The following is a 19,169-nucleotide window of genomic DNA, read 5'->3' as shown; positions in this document are numbered from 1 at the left end:
GAGAGCAAGGTTGTTTTCGCTATGCTTTTCGAAGTGGGTGACGACGGCACGCACGTGCCTGAGTTTGCTGACGCAGGCGTTCGGCGAAGTTGGCGGCGGAAGACGGTGCTGAAGGCGGGCAGCGTTTCTGGGCGGCAACAATGCCGCGGGGCTGATCGAGCGCGGCAAAGGAAGGCGCCGGTTTGCGGCGGCCTGCCTTCGGGCGTATCTTGAGCGGCGGTACGGACAATGGCGGGGTCGTCATGGTGCCACGCGCTTATCGCCTGACATTTGCACTCCTCGGCGCGGGCCCGATTCTTGGCGGGCTGTCAAACCGTGACTGTCCAGGCGGACGACACGACCGGCCCGACCACAAAACTCGAAATCACCGGCATCCTGGACGACCACGGCAACCCCGACCCTGTCTTCAACGACAGCCGTTGCTGCGACCGGCGGCGAAGCGTTCCCGATCTGGCGCCGCTCACCATCGCGACTTCGGCCGAGGATCCCGAGAGCGGCGTGCGCGACATTGCCGTCTGGATCTGGGCGATCAAGCGGTGCCGCTACGACGACAGCACGGGCGATTTTCAGATCACGCAATCGACCGTCGCCGCTGCAGGCACGGCTTCGGGTACGTTTCCATCAGGCAGTTCCGTGCCGCTCAGCCGCGCCTCGACGGCAACTGTCCGCATGGCCGACACACCCTATGGGGCCTGCAACCCCAAGACCGTCACGAACGCCAGCGGCCAGACACGCGTGGTCGCCGCGCGGCCGACGGGCTTTTGCGGCCGCAGGGTCTTCATCGTCACGCAGAACGGCAACGCCTATCAGGGCTCGAGCAAGGGCGTGCTGTTTACGACGGGACCGTTCGGCGCGAACAATCAGCCCTGCAGCGAAATCCCCAACTGAACGCATCGGCGACGGCTCCTCAAACGCAACGCTGGCAATCGCTGCAACGTCGGCTATCGTCGTCGCATCAAGCGACCGGCCAGCCGGCGTGCCGCCACCAACGACAACAGCGAAGGAGCCCCATGAGCACCGTAACCCCGCCCCCAAATCCGGAAGCCCATCCACGCGTCAAGGCCGTGTTCGACGACATCCGCGCCACCCGCAAGTCCGATTTCATCAACAATATGTGGCTGTGGCTCGCCTTCGACCCGGAGCTTCTGGAACAGACCTGGCGCGACGTGAAGGCGGTGATGGCAACGCCGTCTGCGCTCGACCCGCTGGTCAAGGAGATGCTCTACATCGCCGTTTCCGTCACCAATGGCTGCGGCTACTGCGCCCATTCCCATACGGCGGCGGCAAAAGCCAAGGGCATGAGCGATGCCGAGCACGCGGACCTGCTCCGGGTGATCTCGCTTGCCGCTCGCACCAACCAGCTGGCGACCGCGTTGCAGGTGCCCGTCGATCCCGCTTTCGACAAAACGGCTGGGTGAAGCATGTCGCGCAAAAGTGTGAAGCGGTTTTGTGGCGACGACATGCGACAAACGAAACAGGCCCAAGAATAAGCGGTCTCGAAATCGCCTGTCTTTCCACAGGCTTGGTACGGCCAGCGCAGAAAACGGAATAAAAGAAGAACATCCTTTCTGGCCTTTCCCCACCGAATCACTACATTGAGCCGCATGATGAGTGGTTTCGACGACATTCCCTTCTTCGACGAGGAGCCGGCGCCGCGCAAGCAGCAGCCCGCCCCCGCAGGTGTTCCGGCAACTGGCGGCATTGCTGCGCGCGCCATGGCGGCGCGCGATCGCGCCCAGCCGCGCCCGGATTATCTCCAAGGCCTCAACCCGGAACAGGCCGAAGCCGTCGAGACGCTGGATGGTCCAGTCCTTGTGCTTGCGGGCGCCGGCACCGGCAAGACCCGGGTGCTGACGACGCGCATCGCCCATATCCTGACGACCGGCCGCGCCTTCCCCTCGCAGATGCTCGCGGTGACCTTCACCAACAAGGCGGCGCGCGAGATGAAGGAGCGCATCGGCGTGCTCGTCGGCCATGCGGTCGAAGGCATGCCCTGGCTCGGCACCTTCCACTCGATCGGCGTCAAGCTCCTGCGCCGCCATGCCGAACTCGTCGGCCTGCGCTCCGATTTCACCATTCTCGACACCGACGACGTGGTGCGGTTGATCAAGCAGCTGATCCAGGCCGAAGGCATCGACGACAAGCGCTGGCCCGCCAAGCAGTTCGCCGGCCTGATCGACGGCTGGAAGAACAAGGGGCTCGATCCCGCCCAGATCCCCGAGGGCGACGCCCGCGCCTTTGCCAACGGCAAGGGCCGCGAGCTTTACGCCGCCTATCAGAACCGGCTGTTGACGCTGAACGCCTGCGACTTCGGCGATCTTCTGCTGCACCCGATCCGCATCTTCCGCATGCACGCGGACGTGCTGAAGGACTATCACGACAAGTTCCGCTACATCCTCGTCGACGAGTACCAGGACACCAACACGGCCCAGTACATGTGGCTGCGGCTGCTCGCCCAGCGGCCGAAGGGCGTCCCGCAGAACGTCTGCTGTGTCGGCGACGACGACCAGTCGATCTATGGCTGGCGCGGCGCGGAGGTGGACAACATCCTGCGCTTCGAGAAGGATTTCCCGGGCGCCAAGGTGATCAAGCTCGAGCGCAACTATCGCTCGACCGAACATATTCTGGGCGCCGCCGGTCACCTGATCGCCCACAACGAGGGCCGGCTCGGCAAGACGCTCTTCACCGACCGCACCGATCCGGATGACGAGAAGGTGCAGGTGCACGCGGCCTGGGATTCCGAAGAGGAAGCCCGCGCCGTCGGCGAGGAAATCGAGCAGCTGCAGCGCAAGGGCCACAAGCTCAACGACATGGCGATCCTGGTGCGCGCCTCCTTCCAGATGCGCGAGTTCGAAGACCGCTTCGTCACGCTTGGCCTCAACTACCGCGTCATCGGCGGCCCGCGCTTCTACGAACGCCTCGAAATCCGCGATGCCATGGCCTATTTCCGCCTGGTCTGCCAACCGGCCGACGATCTCGCCTTCGAGCGCATCGTCAACACGCCGAAGCGCGGCCTTGGCGACACCACCGTGCGCACCCTGCACGACTATGCCCGCGCCCGCGACATTCCGATGCTGGCGGCCGCTTCAGAGATCATCGAGACCGACGAGCTGAAGCCGAAGGCGCGCAAAGCCCTGTTCGACGTCGTCACCGACTTCCGCCGCTGGCAGAGCCTGCTTGAAACAACCGTGCATACCGAGCTTGCCGAGCAGATCCTCGACGAGAGCGGCTATACGGCGATGTGGCAGAACGACAAGACGGCCGAAGCCCCCGGCAGGCTCGAAAACCTGAAGGAACTGATCCGCTCGATGGAAGCGTTCGAGAGCCTGCGCGGCTTCCTCGAACACGTGGCGCTGGTCATGGATGCCGAGCAGAACGAGAACCTCGACGCCGTCTCGATCATGACGCTGCACTCGGCCAAGGGCCTGGAGTTCGACACCGTCTTCCTGCCGGGCTGGGAGGAAGGCCTGTTTCCGCACCAGCGCGCGCTTGACGAAGGCGGCCGCTCGGGCCTCGAGGAAGAACGCCGCCTTGCCTATGTCGGCATCACCCGCGCCAAGCATCGCTGCCACATCTGGTTCGTCTCCAACCGCCGCATCCACGGCCTCTGGCAGTCGACCATGCCGTCACGCTTCCTCGAGGAGCTGCCGCTTGCCCATGTGGACGTTGCCGAAAACGAACAGTCCTATGGCGGCTACGGTCGCGGCGGCTACGGCCAGTCGCGCTTCGACAAGGCCGACCCCTTCCAGAACAACTATTCGACCCCCGGCTGGAAGCGCGCGCAGCAAAACCGTTCCGACGCCACCCGCGACAACTGGGGCACCCGCTCCGGGCACGCGGTCGAGCGCATCGGCTACGGCGAAAGCGGCCCGCGCGGCCGCACCATCGACGGCGAGCTGGTGGCGAAATCGACAGCTACCGAACCCTCGCGCTTCTCGGTCGGCGACCGCGTCTTCCACATGAAGTTCGGCAACGGCAACATCGCCGCCATCGAAGGCAACAAGCTCACCATCGACTTCGACCGCGCCGGCCAGAAGCGTGTGCTGGACGGGTTTGTCGAGAAGGCGTGAGACCTGGGTAGGCGCGGCCCGCCGCCCTCAAACCACCTTGCGATACACCAGAAACCCCGACTTCTCCGCCACCTTGTCGTAGAGCGTCATCGCCGTCTCGTTGGTCTCGTGGGTCATCCAGTAGACGCGCGGCGCGCCGATGGCCCGTGCCGCCTCGTAGACGCCCTCGATCAGCGCCCGGCCGACACCCTTGCCGCGCGCCTGCGCGTTGGTGAAGAGGTCCTGCAGGTAGCAGTTCGGCTGGATCATCGTCGTCGAGCGGTGGAAGAGATAGTGGGTCAGCCCGATCAGCCGCCCTTCGCTTTCGGCCACAAGCGCGTGAACGGGCTCATAGGCATCGAAGAAGCGCGACCAGGTCATCGCAGTGATCGCCGGGTCGAGCGCCGTTTCGCCGGAGCGGCCGTAAAAAGCGTTGTAGCCGTCCCAGAGCGGCAGCCACTGCTCGTAGTCGGTGCGGGCGATCGGGCGGATGTGAAGGTTTTCGGTCATTGCAAGATCCTGAAACGGGATGAAATCGAAGGAATAGCTGAAGCGGTGTTACCGTTTGGTCATCGCCGCGGTGATTGCCTGAACGTCGGTCATGATCGCATCGCCCATGAAGGCGATGTTTTCCATCGCGCGCTCGCCGGCCTCGTGATGCCCCGCCCCGCAGGCGTCGCGCACGACGACCGGCACGAGGCCGAGATCGGTCGCATGGCGCACGGTTGGGTCGATGCCGATTTCCGTGGCGATGCCGCAGATGGCAAAGGAAGTCAGCCCGAGGTCGCGCAGGATCATGGCGAGCGGCGTGCCCTCGAAGGCGGAAAACGTGATCTTGTCGAGGATCGCCTCGTCCGCGCGCGGCGCAAGTTCGGGCACCAGCTCGAATCCGGGCGTGCCGCGCAGGAACCAGGGATGCACCGCTTCCGGATTGTCCGTGCGCTGCCAGGCCATTGCTTGGCGCAGCTGGAAGGCGCCCATCAGAGGCTTCGGCATCGATAGATGCCTAAGAAAGATCACCGGAAATCCGCCGGCCCGCGCAGCGTCCAGCACCTTCAGCACCTTGGACAGTACCGCCGGGCCGTTCTTGACCTGATTGGTAATCCCCACCTGCATGTCATAGACGATGAGCGCCATCCGATCAGGCCGACAGAAATCCTCAAGCGTCTTTCCGATTTCCAGTTTCGCGGCCATGACATCTCCTCCGGGCACCTCCTCCGGCGCCCCTCTCCCGGCAACATCGCGCGCCGGGAATGTGGCGCGGCAGAAGGAGGCTTGCAAGACGATTTCGGCCGCCTCACGCAACTATTCGGATGCCTGGCCAAAGTCGCGGCAACCGGAGCCGAGCTTGACCGGAACAGGGATCAATCGCGCTCATCGCGCAGCCGCGCCTTCTCCATCAACGCAATTACCTCCTCGTCCGCCGTCTGCTCGAAATTGCGGTAGTAGAGCCCGACAGCACGGAAGGCAAAGGGTGTGGCGAGACAGACGACACGATCGACCTCGCTGCGCAATTCCGTGAGCTCACTTTTCGGCGCCACCGGAACGGCAAGCATGATGCGTCCCGCCCCCATGCGCCGCAGCGCCTTGATCGCTGCGCGCACGGTGCCGCCGGTGGCGATACCGTCGTCGACGAGGATCACGTCGCGGTCCCGGGGCGACGTCGGCGCACGGTCGCCGAAATAGAGGGTGCGGCGGCGCAGGATCTCGGCGCGCTGACGCTCGATCTCGGCCTCCAGATAGCCTTTCGGCGGGCGGACCAGCCGGATCGCTCGGCGGTTGAGCACCAGTTCCGGCTCCTCGCCGTCGACCAGCGCGCCCAGACCGAATTCTTCATGCCCCGGCGCGCCGATCTTCCGAACGATCAGGATTTCCAACGGCGCGGCGATATGGATCGCGATTTCATAGGCGACCGGCACGCCACCGCGCGGCAGCGCCATCACGAGCGGATCGTCAAGGCGCTCGCCTTCGACCGCGTGCGCCAACTGGCGCCCGGCATCCGCCCTATCCTCGAAGAGCCACGTTGCCGTGAACATGTCGCCTCTCCCGCCTTGTTTTCCTGCTCCATCATCGGCTTGAAAGGGGACGGAAATACCCGGCCCGGGGTTCAAATCGCACCGTCTGAAGAGCATCATCCGGGCCTACCCGCGCCACCGCTTGCGCGCGCCTCATCGCCTGTCGGCGCGCCCTCTCCCGGTTGATCCGGCGCCGCTGTGAACAACCGCGCCAATCCCGGCCAATCGCTAAAATTGCAACGGATTTCGCCGGGTTTCGTTAAGGCGCCATCGCTACCAATTGGCGTCACATATCTGGCTGAGACGCAAGCCGCCTTTGTTGATTTTAGCACGACAGGCCGTTTCGAAATGAGCTTTCTCCCTGCCATATCGATCATCGCTCTTTTGGCGATGCTCCCTGTGCTGATTTCCCTGCGGGCCTCGATGGTCGAGGGAGGCACGGATTTCGCAGCCGCCTGCGCCATCGCAGCCGCGGCGACGCTGTTTCTGATGCTGTCCGAGATCCCAGCGCTGCGGCCGTTGTCGCTGATCGGCATCGTCTTTCTCGTGGGCGCCTGCCTTTTCGTGCTCTCGGGCTTTCACCGGGCGCTCGGTGTCCTCCGGCCGATATCGACGCCGCTGGTCGCTGCCGCCTCGATTTCGGCCGTGGTGCTGCTGATTGCCGCCTTCGGCCCGCAGAGCGCGACATTGCACGCGCTGTCGGCCGTCGGCATTGCCGCCGCCTTCGTGCTGATCATCGCCGTCTGTTCGCAGCATCGGCGCACCGCGCCGGGGCCGATCGAGCGCCTGTGCGTCATCGGTTGCGCCGCCGTCGGCTGTTCCGCCCTGATCGCGGTCACGATCTTCTCGCCGATTGCCCACGGGACCGACGAAACCCCGCTGGCGTCGGCCAGCTGGGACTTCGCCTGCGTCGCGCTCAGGTACTTCTACCTGCCTGTGCTGTTCCTCGGCGTGATCCTGATGATCCAGAACCGGGTGATCACCGACCTCAAGAGCGCCATTGCCCGCGACGAGTTGACGGGCGCCTTGTCGCGCCGCGCCCTGCTCGACCTTGGACAACGCACCCTGGCCGTCGGTTTCGCGCGCCAGAGGCCCGTCACCTTCCTGCTGCTCGATCTCGACTATTTCAAGCAGATCAACGACCGCTACGGCCACGCAGTTGGCGACACGGCGCTCGGCCATTTCGCCGGCACCGTCGCTGCCTGTCTCGGCGGACGCGGCACGCTTGGGCGCATTGGCGGCGAAGAGTTTGGCATCGTCCTGCCCAACCACTCGGAGGACGCCGCATTTGCGGTGGCCGAGGAGATCGGCCGCACCGTGCGCGATACACCGATCGGCCGCTTCGACCGCCCGATCCGGCTGACGGTGAGCATTGGCCTTGCCGAAGCCGAGCCCGGCGATACGATCAGCGACATCATGATCCGCGCCGACATGGCGCTCTACGACGCCAAGGCCGACGGCCGCGACCGCTGCACCATCGCCGGCCGCTTCCAGCCCGAGGCCAGCGCACGGGCGCTTGCCGCCGCCGCCGCGCAGATGCGGGCCGCCGAAACCCGAAACCTCGAGCCGCAGCTTCTTCGCGGCACCGCCTGAGCCGGCGGCGCCTGAGCCGGCGGCGCCTTGTAAAGCGAACTGGCGAACCTATGTGAACCTCGCTGCCCGCGCACGTGTGTCCTTGGAGCTGCTCCGGTGAAAAACACGCGCGAATTCATATCGATACGGCGCCCTTGCGTGAGACGTCAGGCGCTGCAGGAGGACACCCATGTCGCGTTCGCTTCGTGCGCTCTTTTTTGCCGGCCTTGCCATCGCCGCCACCGCCCTGCCTGCCCGCGCCGAAACGGTGGGCGAAGTCGGGGTCGACTGGCTCGGCAACGACATCATGATCGATGCGGTCACCGACCCGAAGATCAAGGGCGTGACCTGCCATGTCACCTATTTCGACCGCAGCGTCATCGACCGGCTGAAGAACGGCAACTGGTTTGAGGATCCGTCGAACAATTCGATCGCCTGCCGGCAGACCGGCCCGATCGAAATCGGCGATATCGATCTTTCCAAGGAGGGCGAAGAAGTGTTTCGCGCCGGCTTGTCGCTCGTCTGGAAGAACCTGCTCGTCACACGGATCTACGATCGCAAGAACGACACGCTGATCTATCTGGCGCATTCGCGCGAATTGACGGATGGCTCGGCGAAGATGTCGATCACCACCATTCCGCTCTACGGCCAGACGGTCAATTGGCAGAACGGCAAGCCGCAATAGGAGCGGCCCCTGCCGCCGGGATCGGCGCGCAAGGCGATCGGTCAAGGTTGAAAGCGCCTGCCCCTTCGCAGGCGCTTCCGAAACCTCTTCGGTGCGGAACAGGGAGAAGTCTGGGAGCAACCCGTTCCGCTTTCGTGCATGCCTGAAGTGCCATGCGTTCAAGCGAACGCACAAGGACTTCCTGGCACATTCATTTCAAATCAACTGTCCGCTTCAAGCGTTTCCACTGGAGCGGGATAGTCTAGTAGGCCGTCGGCGGAACGATGCCCTGGTAATAATCGCCATCGCCGCCCTGGTATTGGCCATAGGGATTGCGGTCGCGATAGACCGGGGTCGGTGCTGCAGGTCTGTTGATGCTGCCCGTCGACATCGTGTCAACCGAAGCGGTCGGCCGCTTCATCGGCGTCATCGTCTTGTGCGTGTTCATCGTTCCGGGAGGGTTGTTGACGTCGATGCCCGGATAGTAGCTATCGGCCAAAGCCGGTCCGGCGATGACCATCGTAACGGAGAGCACGGCGGCGAGTTTCCTGAGAGAGATTGTCATAGGTTCAACTCCTGTTTGCGAGACAGGCACCCGGCCTCCGTTCGGGCACCAGCAACAATCATAAGTTAGTACAAGTATCGTCGCCGGCCGCATGACGTTTTGTCACAATGGCATCCCCCAAGCGTGAAGTTCATTGCCGAAGTTTAACTTGACCGTATCGTTCCAGAACGGGCGAAACTGGCCGGAAATCATGCCGAAATGCAAGAAAGCCCCGGCGCCGATGCGCCGGGGCTTTCTCAAGCGACAAACAAGCTTGCCTCAGGCGGCCTGGGCCAGCTCGTCGGCGATGACCGTGTCGAGGTTGAGGAAGCAGACCATGGTCTTTTCGAGCGCGACAATGCCGCGGCAGAAGGCGCGCTGCGCTTCCGGGATGATCTCCGGCGCCGGCTGCAAAGCTTCGCTCTTGATCGTCATCATGTCAGAGACCTGCTCGACGAGCAGACCGACAAGCTTGCCGGCGATATCGGTAACGATGATCGCCGAGCGCTCCGACGGCTCGGTCATCTTCATGCCGAGGCGGGCCGCCATGTCGATGACCGGAATCACCGCGCCGCGCAGGTTGATGAGACCGAGCACGTAGGGCGGCGTGTGCGGCATCGGGGTCACCGGCGCCCAGCCGCGGATTTCGCGGATCGCCATGATATCGATGCAGAATTCCTGGTCGCCGAGGTGGAACGACACGATTTCGAGATAGGCACCGGACTGCTTGATTGCGTTGCTCATGATCAGAATTCTTCCCAGTTCTCACCGGAGGCCGTCGTCGACGGCACCGAGCCCGGTTTGTTGCCGAATGCGCCCGCAAGCTTGCCCATCAGGGCCTTGGCGGGGGATGGAGTTGGAAACGAGGCCATTTTGGCCGCGCCGATCTTGCGCAGAGGCACCGCTTCGCTGGTGCCCTTGGCTGCCGGCCGCTGAACGGCTGAAACCGAAGGTGCTTTTGCCTGCACCGGTGCAGCTGTCCTCGTCGCCGGCGTCACGGGCGCCGGCGCCGCCGTCGGCATGGCGCGCTGCATCGTGTGCCCCTCGCGGAACTGGCCGACGAGGTCCGTCAGTCGCTCCGCGTCCTGCGCCAGTGTATGGCTGGAGGCGTTGGTCTGCTCGACCATCGCTGCGTTTTGCTGCGTCATCTGGTCGAGCTGGCCGACGGCCGTGCTGATCTCGTTGAGGCCGGTCGACTGTTCGCGCGCCGCCATCACGATCGAGGTCATCAATTCGTTGATGCGCGCGACATCGGTGCCGATCCGACCGAGCGCCTCGCCGGTCGCCTGCACCAGCTTGACGCCTGAGCCGACCTCGGTGCCGGAGCGGCCGACGAGTGCCTTGATGTCCTTGGCAGCACCGGCTGCCCGCTGCGCCAGCTCGCGCACTTCCTGCGCAACGACCGCAAAACCCTTGCCGGCCTCACCTGCGCGTGCCGCCTCGACGCCGGCATTCAGCGCCAAAAGGTTGGTCTGGAAGGCGATTTCGTCGATGACGTTGATGATCTTGCCGATCTCGTTGGAAGCGCCTTCGATGCGCGCCATCGCCGAGATAGCCTGGCCGACGATGCGGCCGGACTCCTCCGCATTGGTGCGGGTCTGGTCGACCATCTGGCTCGCCTCTTCGGCGCGCTGGGTCGCGGTGCGCACGGTCACGGTAATTTCGTCGAGCGCTGCCGAGGTCTGTTCCAGCGAGGCGGCCTGTCGCTCGGTGCGCCGCGCCAGGTCATCGGCGGCGGTGCGCATCTGCTTGCCGTTGGATTCGATCGAAAGCGCATTCTCCTTGACGCTCGAAAGCACCACGCGCAGCCGCTCCACCGTCTGGTTGAAGTTCTGCCGGAGCTGATCGAGGTTTCCGTCGAACGGCCGGTCGATGGCAACCGCCAGATCGCCGTCGGCCAGCTGCGTCAGCGCGCGGCCGAGAGTGTCGATCGCCGCCTGGATGCGGCGTACCGCCTCCTCGCGCTCGTGCTGCTGCTGTTCGCGCTCCTTCTCGATTTCGCGCCGGCTGTGTGCGGCACTCTGTTCGAGCGATTGCTTCTCGATCGCCGACAGGCGGAAGAGGTCGACGGAGCGCGCCATCGCGCCGATTTCGTCGCCGCGGTCGAGTGCTTCCAGCTTGGTCGAGAGTTCGCCTTTCTGGATCCGCTGCATGCCGTCGCGCAAGGACAGAATGCCCTGCCTGAGCGTGCTGCCATGGAACCAGAGCAGATAAAGCAGCGTCGCCATGGCAAGGAGGCCGGAGGCGAGCTGAAGCTGGAACGCCTGGTCGGAGGTGGCGCGCGCCTCGGCGACACGCGTCTGAACCAGCGTGGCTGCCGCCTCGGAGAGATTGGCGAGCGCTTGAGCGACCCGTTCGCCGGCGCCGTCGATCGCATCGTCGATCTTGCCGAAGTCGTCGGCCGAAGCCTTGCCCTCGATCAGCGCCTTCAGGTCCGTGCCGATCGCCTGACGCAGTTTGGCGACGTCGGCGTCAAAGGTCGAAAGCGCATCGCTGCGGCCGAGCAGGGCGGCCAGCGCCTTGATGTCGGTCGATTTCGTCTCGAGCAGCTTCAGGATCTCGGCGATGCTGGCGGCGCGCGCCGGCTGGATCGCGCCCTCCTCGCGGTCGATGATGCTGTCCATCGCATTGAGCACGAGATTGGTGGTCGCAAGCCGGACCTCGTCGACCGTGGTCAGCCCGTTCTGCGCGGCGAGCGCGCCTTGCAGGGCATCGTTGGCCTGGCGGCCCTCGTACCAGCCGACGCCGAGCACGGAGCCGAAACCGACGAAAGCGGCACCGGCAAGCGTTGCCAGCCGTTGGCTTACGGAAAGATTGCGCTTCAATGGGGAAGATGCGGCAGTCATAGACAGTCCATGCTCACGGACCCGGCGCGGGCCGGATCCTCCGTTAGGATCGATGCGGAAAACCGGGCTCGATCAAACCGGATGACCTCATGTCATGTCGGAGCACAACGCTCCCCCCGCGCTGGAAAAACACTGTCAAACAGACCTTAAACATTCGCTAAGGCGGGCGCCGATCCCCAGGGAAAACACGGGTATTTTCGAAATTGCGCATATTTGTTGCAAGCGCCGGTTTTCACGGCCTTGCGTGCACAATCGACCGGCGCGCCGGGCGCCGCTTTTCACCCCGCTCTGGTCGGGCCCATGCAGAACCACGGTCCGTCGGCAAGCACGTCCGCTTCCCCTTGCCGCCCGAACTGCTATGATGACGCCATGAACACGAAGACCGCGCGCTCGATCCGCCTTCCCCTCGCCGCAATCCTTGCGGCCGCGATCGCTGTCGTGCTGCTGCTTGCCTTCCGCGGCTGGATGGAGAACGGCGCCGAGATGTTCCTGGCGCTTGCCCAGTCCGGCCTTTCCTGGTGCCTCTAGCATAGACTAGCGTCGCCGAGACCGGACGCCGCCCCTGACCTTTAAGTTCTCCCGGACAGTGTTGACTCGGGAGATTGCCACACGGCCCCGTCTCCCCGTCATGAGGGGGAGAAGGTCGCGACAGCGGGCTGAGGGGCAGTTCCCGACCGCAATGCACCGCCACAACCTGCGGCAATTGTCCCATTTGCGCGGGGTCCGTGAAGGCGGTATCAAGGGCCGATCAACCGGACACGGCCGTCTTCGGCCCCAACACATCGGTAGCACGCATGAAAACCATCCGCATCGTCCTTTGGGCCGCCGTCGTCGTCATGGCGGGTATCCTGGGCTGGCTGACCTATGAAATGACCCAGTCGAAGCAACAGGCGGCATCCGGCCCCTTCGGCGTTCCCTTCACGCTGGTCACCCAGGACGGCAAGGAAATCACCGAGAAGGCCTTCACCGGCAAGCCGACGGCGCTCTTCTTCGGCTTCACCCATTGCCCCGAGGTTTGCCCGACGACGCTGTTCGAACTGAACGGTTGGCTGGAAAAGGTCGATCCTGACGGCACCAAGCTGCAGGCCTATTTCATCACCGTCGATCCCGAGCGCGACACGCCTGAGATCCTCGGCCAGTACGTTTCCAACGTCTCCAAGCGTATCACCGGCATTTCCGGCCCGGCCGACAAGGTCATGGAAATGGTCAAGGGCTTCCGCGTCTATGCCAAGAAGGTTCCGGTCGACGCCGCCAAGCCCGATGGCGACTACACGATGGACCACACCGCATCGGTGTTCCTGCTCGACGCCAACGGCAAGTTCTCCGGCACGATCGCCTACGAGGAGAACCCGGAAACGGCGGTCAAGAAGCTGGAAAACCTGACCAAGGGCTGAGCCCTTCGATCCTGACCTGAAGATGCAAGCGCCGGCCCCGTCCGGCGCTTTGCCTTTGCAGGGCAATCGTGATAGCGCACAGCACACGATTGCCGACGCTCGAGCGCACCCCTTCACGGCCTGGTGCGGGCGGCGGATTTGCCAGCCGAAGGACGGACCCTTGAGCGAGATCAGACTTTTCGTCACCACCACCGAGAAGCAGGCGGAAGCCGTGCTCGACCGCATGAGCGAGGTCTTCGGCGAAGAGGACTATGCCATCGGCACGACGGAAGTCGACGAGAAGCGCGACATCTGGGAAGCCTCGATCTACATGATGATGGTCGACGAGGAGAGCGTGAACGAGCGTCTCACCGAGGCCCTCTCCGAAAACTTCGCCCATCTGCCGATCGAGCGCGAAGTGCTGCCGGATATCGACTGGATCGCCAAGTCGCTCGAGGGTCTGGCGCCGGTGCGCGCCGGCCGCTTCGTCGTGCATGGGTCGCATGACCGCGACAAGGTCAAGACCGGCGAGATCGCCATCGAGATCGACGCCGGCCAGGCCTTCGGCACCGGCCACCACGGAACGACTGCCGGCTGCCTCGAAGTGCTGGCCACCGTCGCGCGCACCCGCACCGTTCGCAACGTGCTCGATCTTGGCACCGGCAGCGGCGTGCTGGCGATTGCCGCCTGGAAGCTGATGCACGTGCCGGTGCTTGCCACCGACATCGACCCGATCGCCACCCGCGTCGCCGAGGAGAACGCCCGCGTCAACGGCGTCGTCACCGGCATGACTTTTGCGACAGCACCCGGCTTCCACTCGACAGCCTTCAGCACCAACGGCCCGTTCGATCTCATCATCGCCAACATCCTCGCCCGCCCCTTGATGAAGATGGCGCCGCAACTCGTCGCCAACCTTGCCCCCGGCGGCTCGGTGATCCTGTCCGGCATTCTCGCCGAACAGCGCTGGAAGGTGCTTGCCCACTACAACGGCCAGCACCTACGCCACGTGCGCACCATCTGGCGCAACGGCTGGGTGACGATTCACCTGGAGAAGTGAGCGGGTAACGATTGGCGCTGCCCCTTACCCGGCCTGCCGGGCGAAGCGGCTTGCGGCGCCACTCCACTCAGAGATTAAACTCCAAATCACAACGACCGCCACCGTGCACCCCCTCCGCCCGCGTGGGAGGGGAATGGGCTACGGCCTGGGATTTGGATCGACATGAAAACTAGGTAGCAATTGCCGCCAGGATTTGCGGGTATTCGGAGGCTTTACACCGAAGGACGCTGGGTTTCTGTCAACCAATCAAACTCGACCAGTGCTTCGCGCTCGGCTAACGCCGCGCCTCCAAAGAGACCGAAGTCTCCATAAATCGGCTTCCAACCTTCAGCGATAAGTTCTCCGTCGATCACGTTTTGATACCACTCCTCAGGCTTGATAACGTACGCGCCGTCTTCGCGCTGAACGATCCAAACGCGCTTCAGGTTGTCGTTGCCCTGAAGAACTTTGACCCGTTTGTCTGTAGTCGCGGGCTCTCGCTGCATCTTATCCATCTCATCAAGGGCTGGGTGGGATTCATCAAACGCACCGGAAGCACGACGGAGAATGTCGGCTATGCGGTTTAGCGGGTTGCGGGAAAAACGAAAAGGCCGCCTCGTCCTTCATGACGGGCGGCCTTTCGAAACTAAGGCGATGCCAGAGGCATCGCCTGCTGGTTGGCTTGTGGCCAACCATGCCCGCGAGCCTGAGGAGGAGGAGTGCTCGAGCGGGCGTCTACTGTTCCGAAGCTGACCACCCTTGAGGGAGGAGGAGAACAGAGTGACCAACTATTCTCGGAACCGCAGCTTTTTTGAACCACCGGATGTTCGTCCGTGTTCGTTGAGGCGGCTTATAAACTATTATTCCGATAGAGAAAGAGTTTTCTGAGCATGGGTGCCATGCGCTGAGCGCATATGTATGGTAAATGGGCAATTGCTCTCTTACCGCAGCACAACTGCAGCTTTGCACGAACCGCGGATCAGGCCGCCATCGCAGGATATCGCCTCTTTCCTCCAAAGGGCCGTTTCCGCTAACATGGCCCATCTTTTCCCGCGGTTTGCCGCTCAATCTACCGGAATTCCCTCATGTTTCAGTCTTTTGAAGTCACCTCCACGCCACAGTTCGGCAAGGAGCGCACCGAAGCCCTGCGCGCGTCCTTCGCGGCCCTCGGCATCGACGGCTTTCTCGTGCCGCGCGCCGACGAGTTCCAGGGCGAGTACGTGCCGGCCTCGTCCGAGCGCCTGTCCTGGCTGACTGGCTTCACCGGTTCGGCCGGCGTCGCCCTCATCACGCAACGTGAAGCCGTCGTCTTCGTCGATGGCCGCTACGTCACCCAATTGAAGGAACAGGTCGATGGCGCGGTCTTTACCGGTGGCGACCTCATCGGCGAGCCGCCGCATCTCTGGCTGGAAAACCATGGAACCAAGGGCTTCAAGCTCGGCATCGATCCCTGGGTGCACACCGGTGCGGAAGTCCGCCGGCTGGAAAAGGCGCTCGCCACCCTCGGCGGTTCGCTCGTCTTCCTCGATCACAACCCGCTCGACAGGATCTGGACGGACCGTCCGGCTGCCCCGCTCGGCAAGGTGACGATCCAGCCGATCGAGCATGCGGGCACGCTCGCCAAGGACAAGATCGCGACGATCGCAGCCGGCCTTTCCAAGGCGGGCGCCGAAGCCGTCGTGCTGACCGACCCCTCCTCCGTCGCCTGGACCTTCAACATCCGCGGCTCCGACGTGCCGCACACGCCGCATCCGCTCGCGCGTGCGATCATCCACGCCGACGGCCGCGCCGAGATCTTCCTCGACAAGCGCAAGACCGGCATCGAACAGGAAGCCTATCTCACCCAGATCGCCGAGATCGCGGCACCGTCGACCTTCGACGATCGCTTGGCCGCGCTCGGCACTGCCGGCGCGTCCGTCATGATCGATCCGGACCTCGCGTCCTTTGCCATTTCCGAGCTGGTCCGCGCCAAGGGCGGCAAGATCGTCGAGGCGGTCGATCCCGCCCGCCTGCCCCGCGCCCAGAAGAACACGGCCGAAATCGAAGGCTCGACCCGCGCCCATCTGCAGGATGGCGCCGCCATGGTCGAGTTCCTCGCCTGGCTCGACGGCCAGCAGCCGGGCACGGTGACCGAGATCGCTGCTACCAACCAGCTGGAAGCGGCGCGCACCACCGTCGGCGAGCGCATGCAGAACCCGCTGAAGGACATCTCCTTCGACACGATCTCCGGCGCCGGCGCGCATGCAGCGATCATGCACTACCGCGTCAACACCGCCACCGACCAGGCGATCGAGGCGGGCACCATGTTCCTGATCGATTCCGGCGCGCAATACATCAACGGCACCACCGACATCACCCGCACGGTCGCCATCGGCGCGGTGCCGGAAGAGCAGAAGCGCTTCTTCACCCTGGTACTGAAGGGCATGATCGCGATCAGCACGGCCCGCTTCCCTAAGGGCTCGCGCGGCGTCGATCTTGATCCCTTGGCGCGCATCGCGCTCTGGAAGGCGGGCGCCGACTATGCCCACGGCACCGGCCACGGCGTCGGCTCCTATCTCTCGGTGCATGAGGGGCCGCAGCGCATCGCCCGTCTTTCGACGCAGGAACTGCTGCCCGGCATGATCCTCTCCAACGAGCCCGGCTACTACCGCCCCGGCGCCTTCGGCATCCGCATCGAAAACCTCATCGTCGTGCAGCCGGCAACGATGGTCGACGGTGGCGACCTGCCGATGTTCGGCTTCGACACGATCACCTACTGCCCGATCGACCGCCGCCTGGTGCTGCCGGCGCTGTTGACCGACGAGGAACTCGCCTGGTTCAACGCCTATCACGCCGAGACGCGCGAAAAGCTGATGCCGCTGCTGGCGAGCGACGAGACCCGCGCCTGGTTGAAGGCCGCAACGGAAGCGGTCTCACGCTGAGTCAGTCGCCGACCGACACAATAAAAAACGCCGCGCTCCTTGAGCGCGGCGTTTTTCATTTCCGGTATCGGACGTCGATTGGCCCTACATCACCAGGTGGCGGATCACCATCACTACGACCCAGCCGATGACAAGCATGCGCAGCGTCGAGAGGTTCAGCCCGAGCGCGATGGCAAAGGCGATGAACATAGCGATCGTGACGTCGAGCCCGCCATAAACGAAGGCCGGCGCGACGAGCGTGGTGAGAACGGCTGCCGGAACGGCGTTCAGCGCCGCCTCCAGCCGCGGCGGGATCTGCTTCATCTGGGTGATCAGGATGTAGCCGCCGACACGCGTCAGGAAGGTCGCAACGGCCGCGGCGACGATCAGATAGATGAGGTTCAGGTGCTGCGGATCCATCGTCATGCCTCCTTCTCGACAGCCGGCGCTGCAGCCTGTCCGCTTGGCGGCAGGATGGCGGCGAGCAAGATGCCGGCGAGCGCGCCGATGCTGACATGCCAGGGCGAGCCGACGAAATGCATGCCGGCGACGGAAGCCAGCCCCGAGACGATGACGATCGGCAGGAACCGGTCCCGCTTGCGGAAGCCCATGACAAGGCCCATGAAATAGACCGGCAAGAGCACATCGAGGCCGATTGCCTTGGGATCGCCGATCATCTGCCCGAAGATCGCGCCGACCAGCGTGTTGATGATCCAGGGAACGTAGATGATCAGCCCGAAGCCGAGATACCAGGCAAAGGTGATCGGCAAGCCGCGCTCACCGCGCTTCTCGGTCTCGGCATATTGCGGATCGACCAGCAGGAAGAAGGCGAGGAACTTCTGCCCGAAGGTGAAGTGCCGGACATATTTGGCGATCGAGGCCGAATAGAGCACGTGGCGGAAGTTGACGGCAAAGACCGAGAGCACCACCAGCCAGGGCTGGACATGGTTGCCGAAGAGCTCGATGCCGACCATCTGGCTGGCGCCGGCATAGACGGTCGCGCTCATGAAAACCGCATCGGCAATGGTAAAACCGTTATCGACCGCAAGCGCCCCGAACAGCGCGCCAAAGGGCGATGCTGCCAGCATGATGGGAAAGCCGCCGCGGACCCCTTCCCAGAATTCATCTTTTTTCATGGAAACCTCCGCCGGCCGAGGCGATGACGCGCCGCGCGGCCGGTGCCGGACTGATAGGCGCTTGCGCCCCCGGCAACAATTCAAATGCGCTGATACAATGATTGAATTTTATGATGCCTCGGCGAACGAGGCTTGAACAAAAGGCGCACCGATCAAGAAACCGGTACGCTTTGTCGCTTGGAACATGCGGCCCGCGCGGGCCAGCTGCCGCCTACTTCTTGACCTGGAACGTATGCTCGATACCGGGGAAGGTGCGCGCCTTCACCTCGTTTGCATATGCCTCGGCCGCCTTGGAGATGGCCGGTGCCAGTTCGGCGAAATGCTTGACGAAGCGCGGCTTGAAGTCGTTGAAAAGGCCGAGCATGTCGTCGGAAACGAGGATCTGGCCATCGCAGGCCGGCGATGCGCCGATACCGATCGTCGGCGAGCGCAGCTCGGCGGTAATCTCGCGGGCGACCGGCTCGACCGTCCCCTCGATCACGATGCCAAACGCGCCGGCATCGTCGATCGCCTTGGCGTCGCGGCGGATCTTTGCCACTTCCTTGTCGTTGCGGCCGACCGAGCGATAGCCGCCTGTCGTGTTGACGAGTTGCGGCATCAGCCCGACATGGCCAAGCACCGGAATGCCGCGGCTGACGAGGAACTCGACCGTCTCGGCCATCTCCGCCCCGCCCTCGAGCTTCACCGCGCTGCAGCCGGTTTCCTTGAGGATGCGCGCGGCACTGCGGAACGCCTGCTCCTTCGATTCCTGGTAGGAGCCGAAGGGCATGTCGACGACGACGCAGGCCCGCTCCGACCCGCGCATGACCGCCTGGCCATGGGCGATCATCATTTCCAGCGTGACGCCGACGGTGGTGTCGAGCCCATAGAGCACCATGCCGACGGAATCGCCGACCAGCAGGAAATCCACATGCGGATCGAGCAGCCGGGCGATCGGCGTCGTATAGGCCGTCAGGCTGACGATCGGGCGTTCGCCCTTCAGCGCTTCGATGTTGGCGGGGCTGAGACGACGCTTCTGTGACTGCACGCTCATG

The 19,169-nt window shown here is 64.0% G+C and carries 19 protein-coding genes; 9 read left to right on the top strand and 10 right to left on the bottom strand.

All coding sequences use genetic code 11. From position 1 onward, the window contains the following. Positions 1 to 315 precede the first annotated feature (315 nt). The 3 genes from JVX98_RS08940 to JVX98_RS08930 all read left to right on the top strand — a co-directional run bounded on the left by JVX98_RS08940 (position 316) and on the right by JVX98_RS08930 (position 4,070). On the top strand, positions 316 to 888 hold the full coding sequence (locus tag JVX98_RS08940) for a hypothetical protein (RefSeq protein ID WP_205238356.1): 573 nt from the start codon (positions 316 to 318) through the stop codon (positions 886 to 888). 122 nt (positions 889 to 1,010) lie between these two features. Next, the gene (locus tag JVX98_RS08935; protein WP_205238355.1) at positions 1,011 to 1,418 is read left to right on the top strand and encodes a carboxymuconolactone decarboxylase family protein; all 408 of its coding nucleotides are present in this window, start codon (positions 1,011 to 1,013) and stop codon (positions 1,416 to 1,418) included. A gap of 186 nt (positions 1,419 to 1,604) precedes the next feature. Then, entirely contained in the window at positions 1,605 to 4,070 is a 2,466-nt protein-coding gene (locus JVX98_RS08930; RefSeq protein ID WP_205239411.1) for an ATP-dependent helicase, read from the top strand. Positions 4,071 to 4,097: 27 nt separating this feature from the next. On the opposite strand, the gene JVX98_RS08925 is transcribed toward JVX98_RS08930, so the two are convergent. From JVX98_RS08925 to JVX98_RS08915, 3 genes are all read right to left on the bottom strand, one after another. Further along, positions 4,098 to 4,559: a GNAT family N-acetyltransferase gene (locus tag JVX98_RS08925; RefSeq protein ID WP_205238354.1), complete on the bottom strand. Its 462-nt coding sequence runs from the start codon at positions 4,557 to 4,559 to the stop codon at positions 4,098 to 4,100. 48 nt (positions 4,560 to 4,607) lie between these two features. Then, positions 4,608 to 5,243, bottom strand: a complete 636-nt coding sequence (locus tag JVX98_RS08920) for a cysteine hydrolase family protein (protein WP_192446717.1) — start codon at positions 5,241 to 5,243, stop codon at positions 4,608 to 4,610. A gap of 170 nt (positions 5,244 to 5,413) precedes the next feature. Continuing rightward, on the bottom strand, positions 5,414 to 6,085 hold the full coding sequence (locus JVX98_RS08915) for a phosphoribosyltransferase (protein ID WP_205238353.1): 672 nt from the start codon (positions 6,083 to 6,085) through the stop codon (positions 5,414 to 5,416). 327 nt (positions 6,086 to 6,412) lie between these two features. On the opposite strand from JVX98_RS08915, the gene JVX98_RS08910 reads away from it, so the two are divergent. Both JVX98_RS08910 and JVX98_RS08905 read left to right on the top strand, forming a co-directional pair. Continuing rightward, positions 6,413 to 7,657 carry a diguanylate cyclase gene (locus JVX98_RS08910; RefSeq protein WP_205238352.1) on the top strand — a complete coding sequence of 415 codons (1,245 nt, stop codon included), beginning with the start codon at positions 6,413 to 6,415 and terminating at the stop codon, positions 7,655 to 7,657. Between the two features lie 169 nt (positions 7,658 to 7,826). Further along, positions 7,827 to 8,321 (top strand): CreA family protein, encoded by a 495-nt coding sequence (locus JVX98_RS08905; RefSeq protein ID WP_205238351.1) that lies wholly within the window; start codon positions 7,827 to 7,829, stop codon positions 8,319 to 8,321. 241 nt (positions 8,322 to 8,562) lie between these two features. On the opposite strand, the gene JVX98_RS08900 is transcribed toward JVX98_RS08905, so the two are convergent. From JVX98_RS08900 to JVX98_RS08890, 3 genes are all read right to left on the bottom strand, one after another. After that, positions 8,563 to 8,865 (bottom strand): hypothetical protein, encoded by a 303-nt coding sequence (locus tag JVX98_RS08900; RefSeq protein WP_192446721.1) that lies wholly within the window; start codon positions 8,863 to 8,865, stop codon positions 8,563 to 8,565. A gap of 258 nt (positions 8,866 to 9,123) precedes the next feature. After that, positions 9,124 to 9,588, bottom strand: a complete 465-nt coding sequence (locus JVX98_RS08895; protein WP_034792537.1) for a chemotaxis protein CheW — start codon at positions 9,586 to 9,588, stop codon at positions 9,124 to 9,126. Between the two features lie 2 nt (positions 9,589 to 9,590). After that, a complete protein-coding gene (locus JVX98_RS08890) occupies positions 9,591 to 11,690 on the bottom strand; it encodes a methyl-accepting chemotaxis protein (protein WP_205238350.1) in 2,100 nt (699 codons plus the stop codon). A gap of 369 nt (positions 11,691 to 12,059) precedes the next feature. Between JVX98_RS08890 and JVX98_RS08885 the strand changes: the two genes are divergently transcribed. The 3 genes from JVX98_RS08885 (at position 12,060) to JVX98_RS08875 (ending at position 14,120) form a co-directional block, all read left to right on the top strand. Further along, a complete protein-coding gene (locus JVX98_RS08885) occupies positions 12,060 to 12,218 on the top strand; it encodes a hypothetical protein (RefSeq protein WP_205238349.1) in 159 nt (52 codons plus the stop codon). A 266-nt stretch (positions 12,219 to 12,484) separates the two neighbouring features. Beyond that, positions 12,485 to 13,084 carry an SCO family protein gene (locus JVX98_RS08880; RefSeq protein ID WP_205238348.1) on the top strand — a complete coding sequence of 200 codons (600 nt, stop codon included), beginning with the start codon at positions 12,485 to 12,487 and terminating at the stop codon, positions 13,082 to 13,084. A gap of 160 nt (positions 13,085 to 13,244) precedes the next feature. Next, positions 13,245 to 14,120, top strand: coding sequence for a 50S ribosomal protein L11 methyltransferase (locus tag JVX98_RS08875; RefSeq protein ID WP_205238347.1), 876 nt, complete (start codon positions 13,245 to 13,247; stop codon positions 14,118 to 14,120). 212 nt (positions 14,121 to 14,332) lie between these two features. Here the strand turns inward: JVX98_RS08875 and JVX98_RS08870 are convergent, their stop codons facing one another. After that, positions 14,333 to 14,605 (bottom strand): hypothetical protein, encoded by a 273-nt coding sequence (locus tag JVX98_RS08870; RefSeq protein ID WP_205238346.1) that lies wholly within the window; start codon positions 14,603 to 14,605, stop codon positions 14,333 to 14,335. Positions 14,606 to 15,184: 579 nt separating this feature from the next. Between JVX98_RS08870 and JVX98_RS08865 the strand changes: the two genes are divergently transcribed. Further along, positions 15,185 to 17,020: an aminopeptidase P family protein gene (locus tag JVX98_RS08865; RefSeq protein WP_205238345.1), complete on the top strand. Its 1,836-nt coding sequence runs from the start codon at positions 15,185 to 15,187 to the stop codon at positions 17,018 to 17,020. A gap of 84 nt (positions 17,021 to 17,104) precedes the next feature. Here JVX98_RS08865 and JVX98_RS08860 read toward each other — a convergent pair whose 3' ends face one another. The 3 genes from JVX98_RS08860 to panB form a co-directional block, all read right to left on the bottom strand. Then, positions 17,105 to 17,419, bottom strand: coding sequence for an AzlD family protein (locus JVX98_RS08860; RefSeq protein WP_043615991.1), 315 nt, complete (start codon positions 17,417 to 17,419; stop codon positions 17,105 to 17,107). 2 nt (positions 17,420 to 17,421) lie between these two features. Beyond that, positions 17,422 to 18,135: an AzlC family ABC transporter permease gene (locus JVX98_RS08855; RefSeq protein ID WP_043615959.1), complete on the bottom strand. Its 714-nt coding sequence runs from the start codon at positions 18,133 to 18,135 to the stop codon at positions 17,422 to 17,424. A gap of 211 nt (positions 18,136 to 18,346) precedes the next feature. Then, positions 18,347 to 19,168, bottom strand: coding sequence for a 3-methyl-2-oxobutanoate hydroxymethyltransferase (gene panB, locus JVX98_RS08850; protein ID WP_192446728.1), 822 nt, complete (start codon positions 19,166 to 19,168; stop codon positions 18,347 to 18,349). Position 19,169 lies beyond the last annotated feature (1 nt).

This window comes from Ensifer sp. PDNC004 (assembly GCF_016919405.1).
Classification (GTDB): domain Bacteria; phylum Pseudomonadota; class Alphaproteobacteria; order Rhizobiales; family Rhizobiaceae; genus Ensifer.
This window is presented reverse-complemented; position numbering and strand designations above follow the sequence as displayed.

What these genes read in the sequence shown, in the direction of transcription:
- JVX98_RS08935 (WP_205238355.1), top strand. Translation starts at nt 1,011, where the DNA reads ATGAGCACCGTAACCCCGCCCCCAAATCCGGAAGCCCATCCACGCGTC.
- JVX98_RS08930 (WP_205239411.1), top strand. Translation starts at nt 1,605, where the DNA reads ATGATGAGTGGTTTCGACGACATTCCCTTCTTCGACGAGGAGCCGGCG.
- JVX98_RS08925 (WP_205238354.1), bottom strand. Translation starts at nt 4,559, where the DNA reads ATGACCGAAAACCTTCACATCCGCCCGATCGCCCGCACCGACTACGAG.
- JVX98_RS08920 (WP_192446717.1), bottom strand. Translation starts at nt 5,243, where the DNA reads ATGGCCGCGAAACTGGAAATCGGAAAGACGCTTGAGGATTTCTGTCGG.
- JVX98_RS08915 (WP_205238353.1), bottom strand. Translation starts at nt 6,085, where the DNA reads ATGTTCACGGCAACGTGGCTCTTCGAGGATAGGGCGGATGCCGGGCGC.
- JVX98_RS08910 (WP_205238352.1), top strand. Translation starts at nt 6,413, where the DNA reads ATGAGCTTTCTCCCTGCCATATCGATCATCGCTCTTTTGGCGATGCTC.
- JVX98_RS08905 (WP_205238351.1), top strand. Translation starts at nt 7,827, where the DNA reads ATGTCGCGTTCGCTTCGTGCGCTCTTTTTTGCCGGCCTTGCCATCGCC.
- JVX98_RS08900 (WP_192446721.1), bottom strand. Translation starts at nt 8,865, where the DNA reads ATGACAATCTCTCTCAGGAAACTCGCCGCCGTGCTCTCCGTTACGATG.
- JVX98_RS08895 (WP_034792537.1), bottom strand. Translation starts at nt 9,588, where the DNA reads ATGAGCAACGCAATCAAGCAGTCCGGTGCCTATCTCGAAATCGTGTCG.
- JVX98_RS08890 (WP_205238350.1), bottom strand. Translation starts at nt 11,690, where the DNA reads ATGACTGCCGCATCTTCCCCATTGAAGCGCAATCTTTCCGTAAGCCAA.
- JVX98_RS08885 (WP_205238349.1), top strand. Translation starts at nt 12,060, where the DNA reads ATGAACACGAAGACCGCGCGCTCGATCCGCCTTCCCCTCGCCGCAATC.
- JVX98_RS08880 (WP_205238348.1), top strand. Translation starts at nt 12,485, where the DNA reads ATGAAAACCATCCGCATCGTCCTTTGGGCCGCCGTCGTCGTCATGGCG.
- JVX98_RS08870 (WP_205238346.1), bottom strand. Translation starts at nt 14,605, where the DNA reads ATGCAGCGAGAGCCCGCGACTACAGACAAACGGGTCAAAGTTCTTCAG.
- JVX98_RS08865 (WP_205238345.1), top strand. Translation starts at nt 15,185, where the DNA reads ATGTTTCAGTCTTTTGAAGTCACCTCCACGCCACAGTTCGGCAAGGAG.
- JVX98_RS08860 (WP_043615991.1), bottom strand. Translation starts at nt 17,419, where the DNA reads ATGGATCCGCAGCACCTGAACCTCATCTATCTGATCGTCGCCGCGGCC.
- JVX98_RS08855 (WP_043615959.1), bottom strand. Translation starts at nt 18,135, where the DNA reads ATGAAAAAAGATGAATTCTGGGAAGGGGTCCGCGGCGGCTTTCCCATC.
- panB (WP_192446728.1), bottom strand. Translation starts at nt 19,168, where the DNA reads ATGAGCGTGCAGTCACAGAAGCGTCGTCTCAGCCCCGCCAACATCGAA.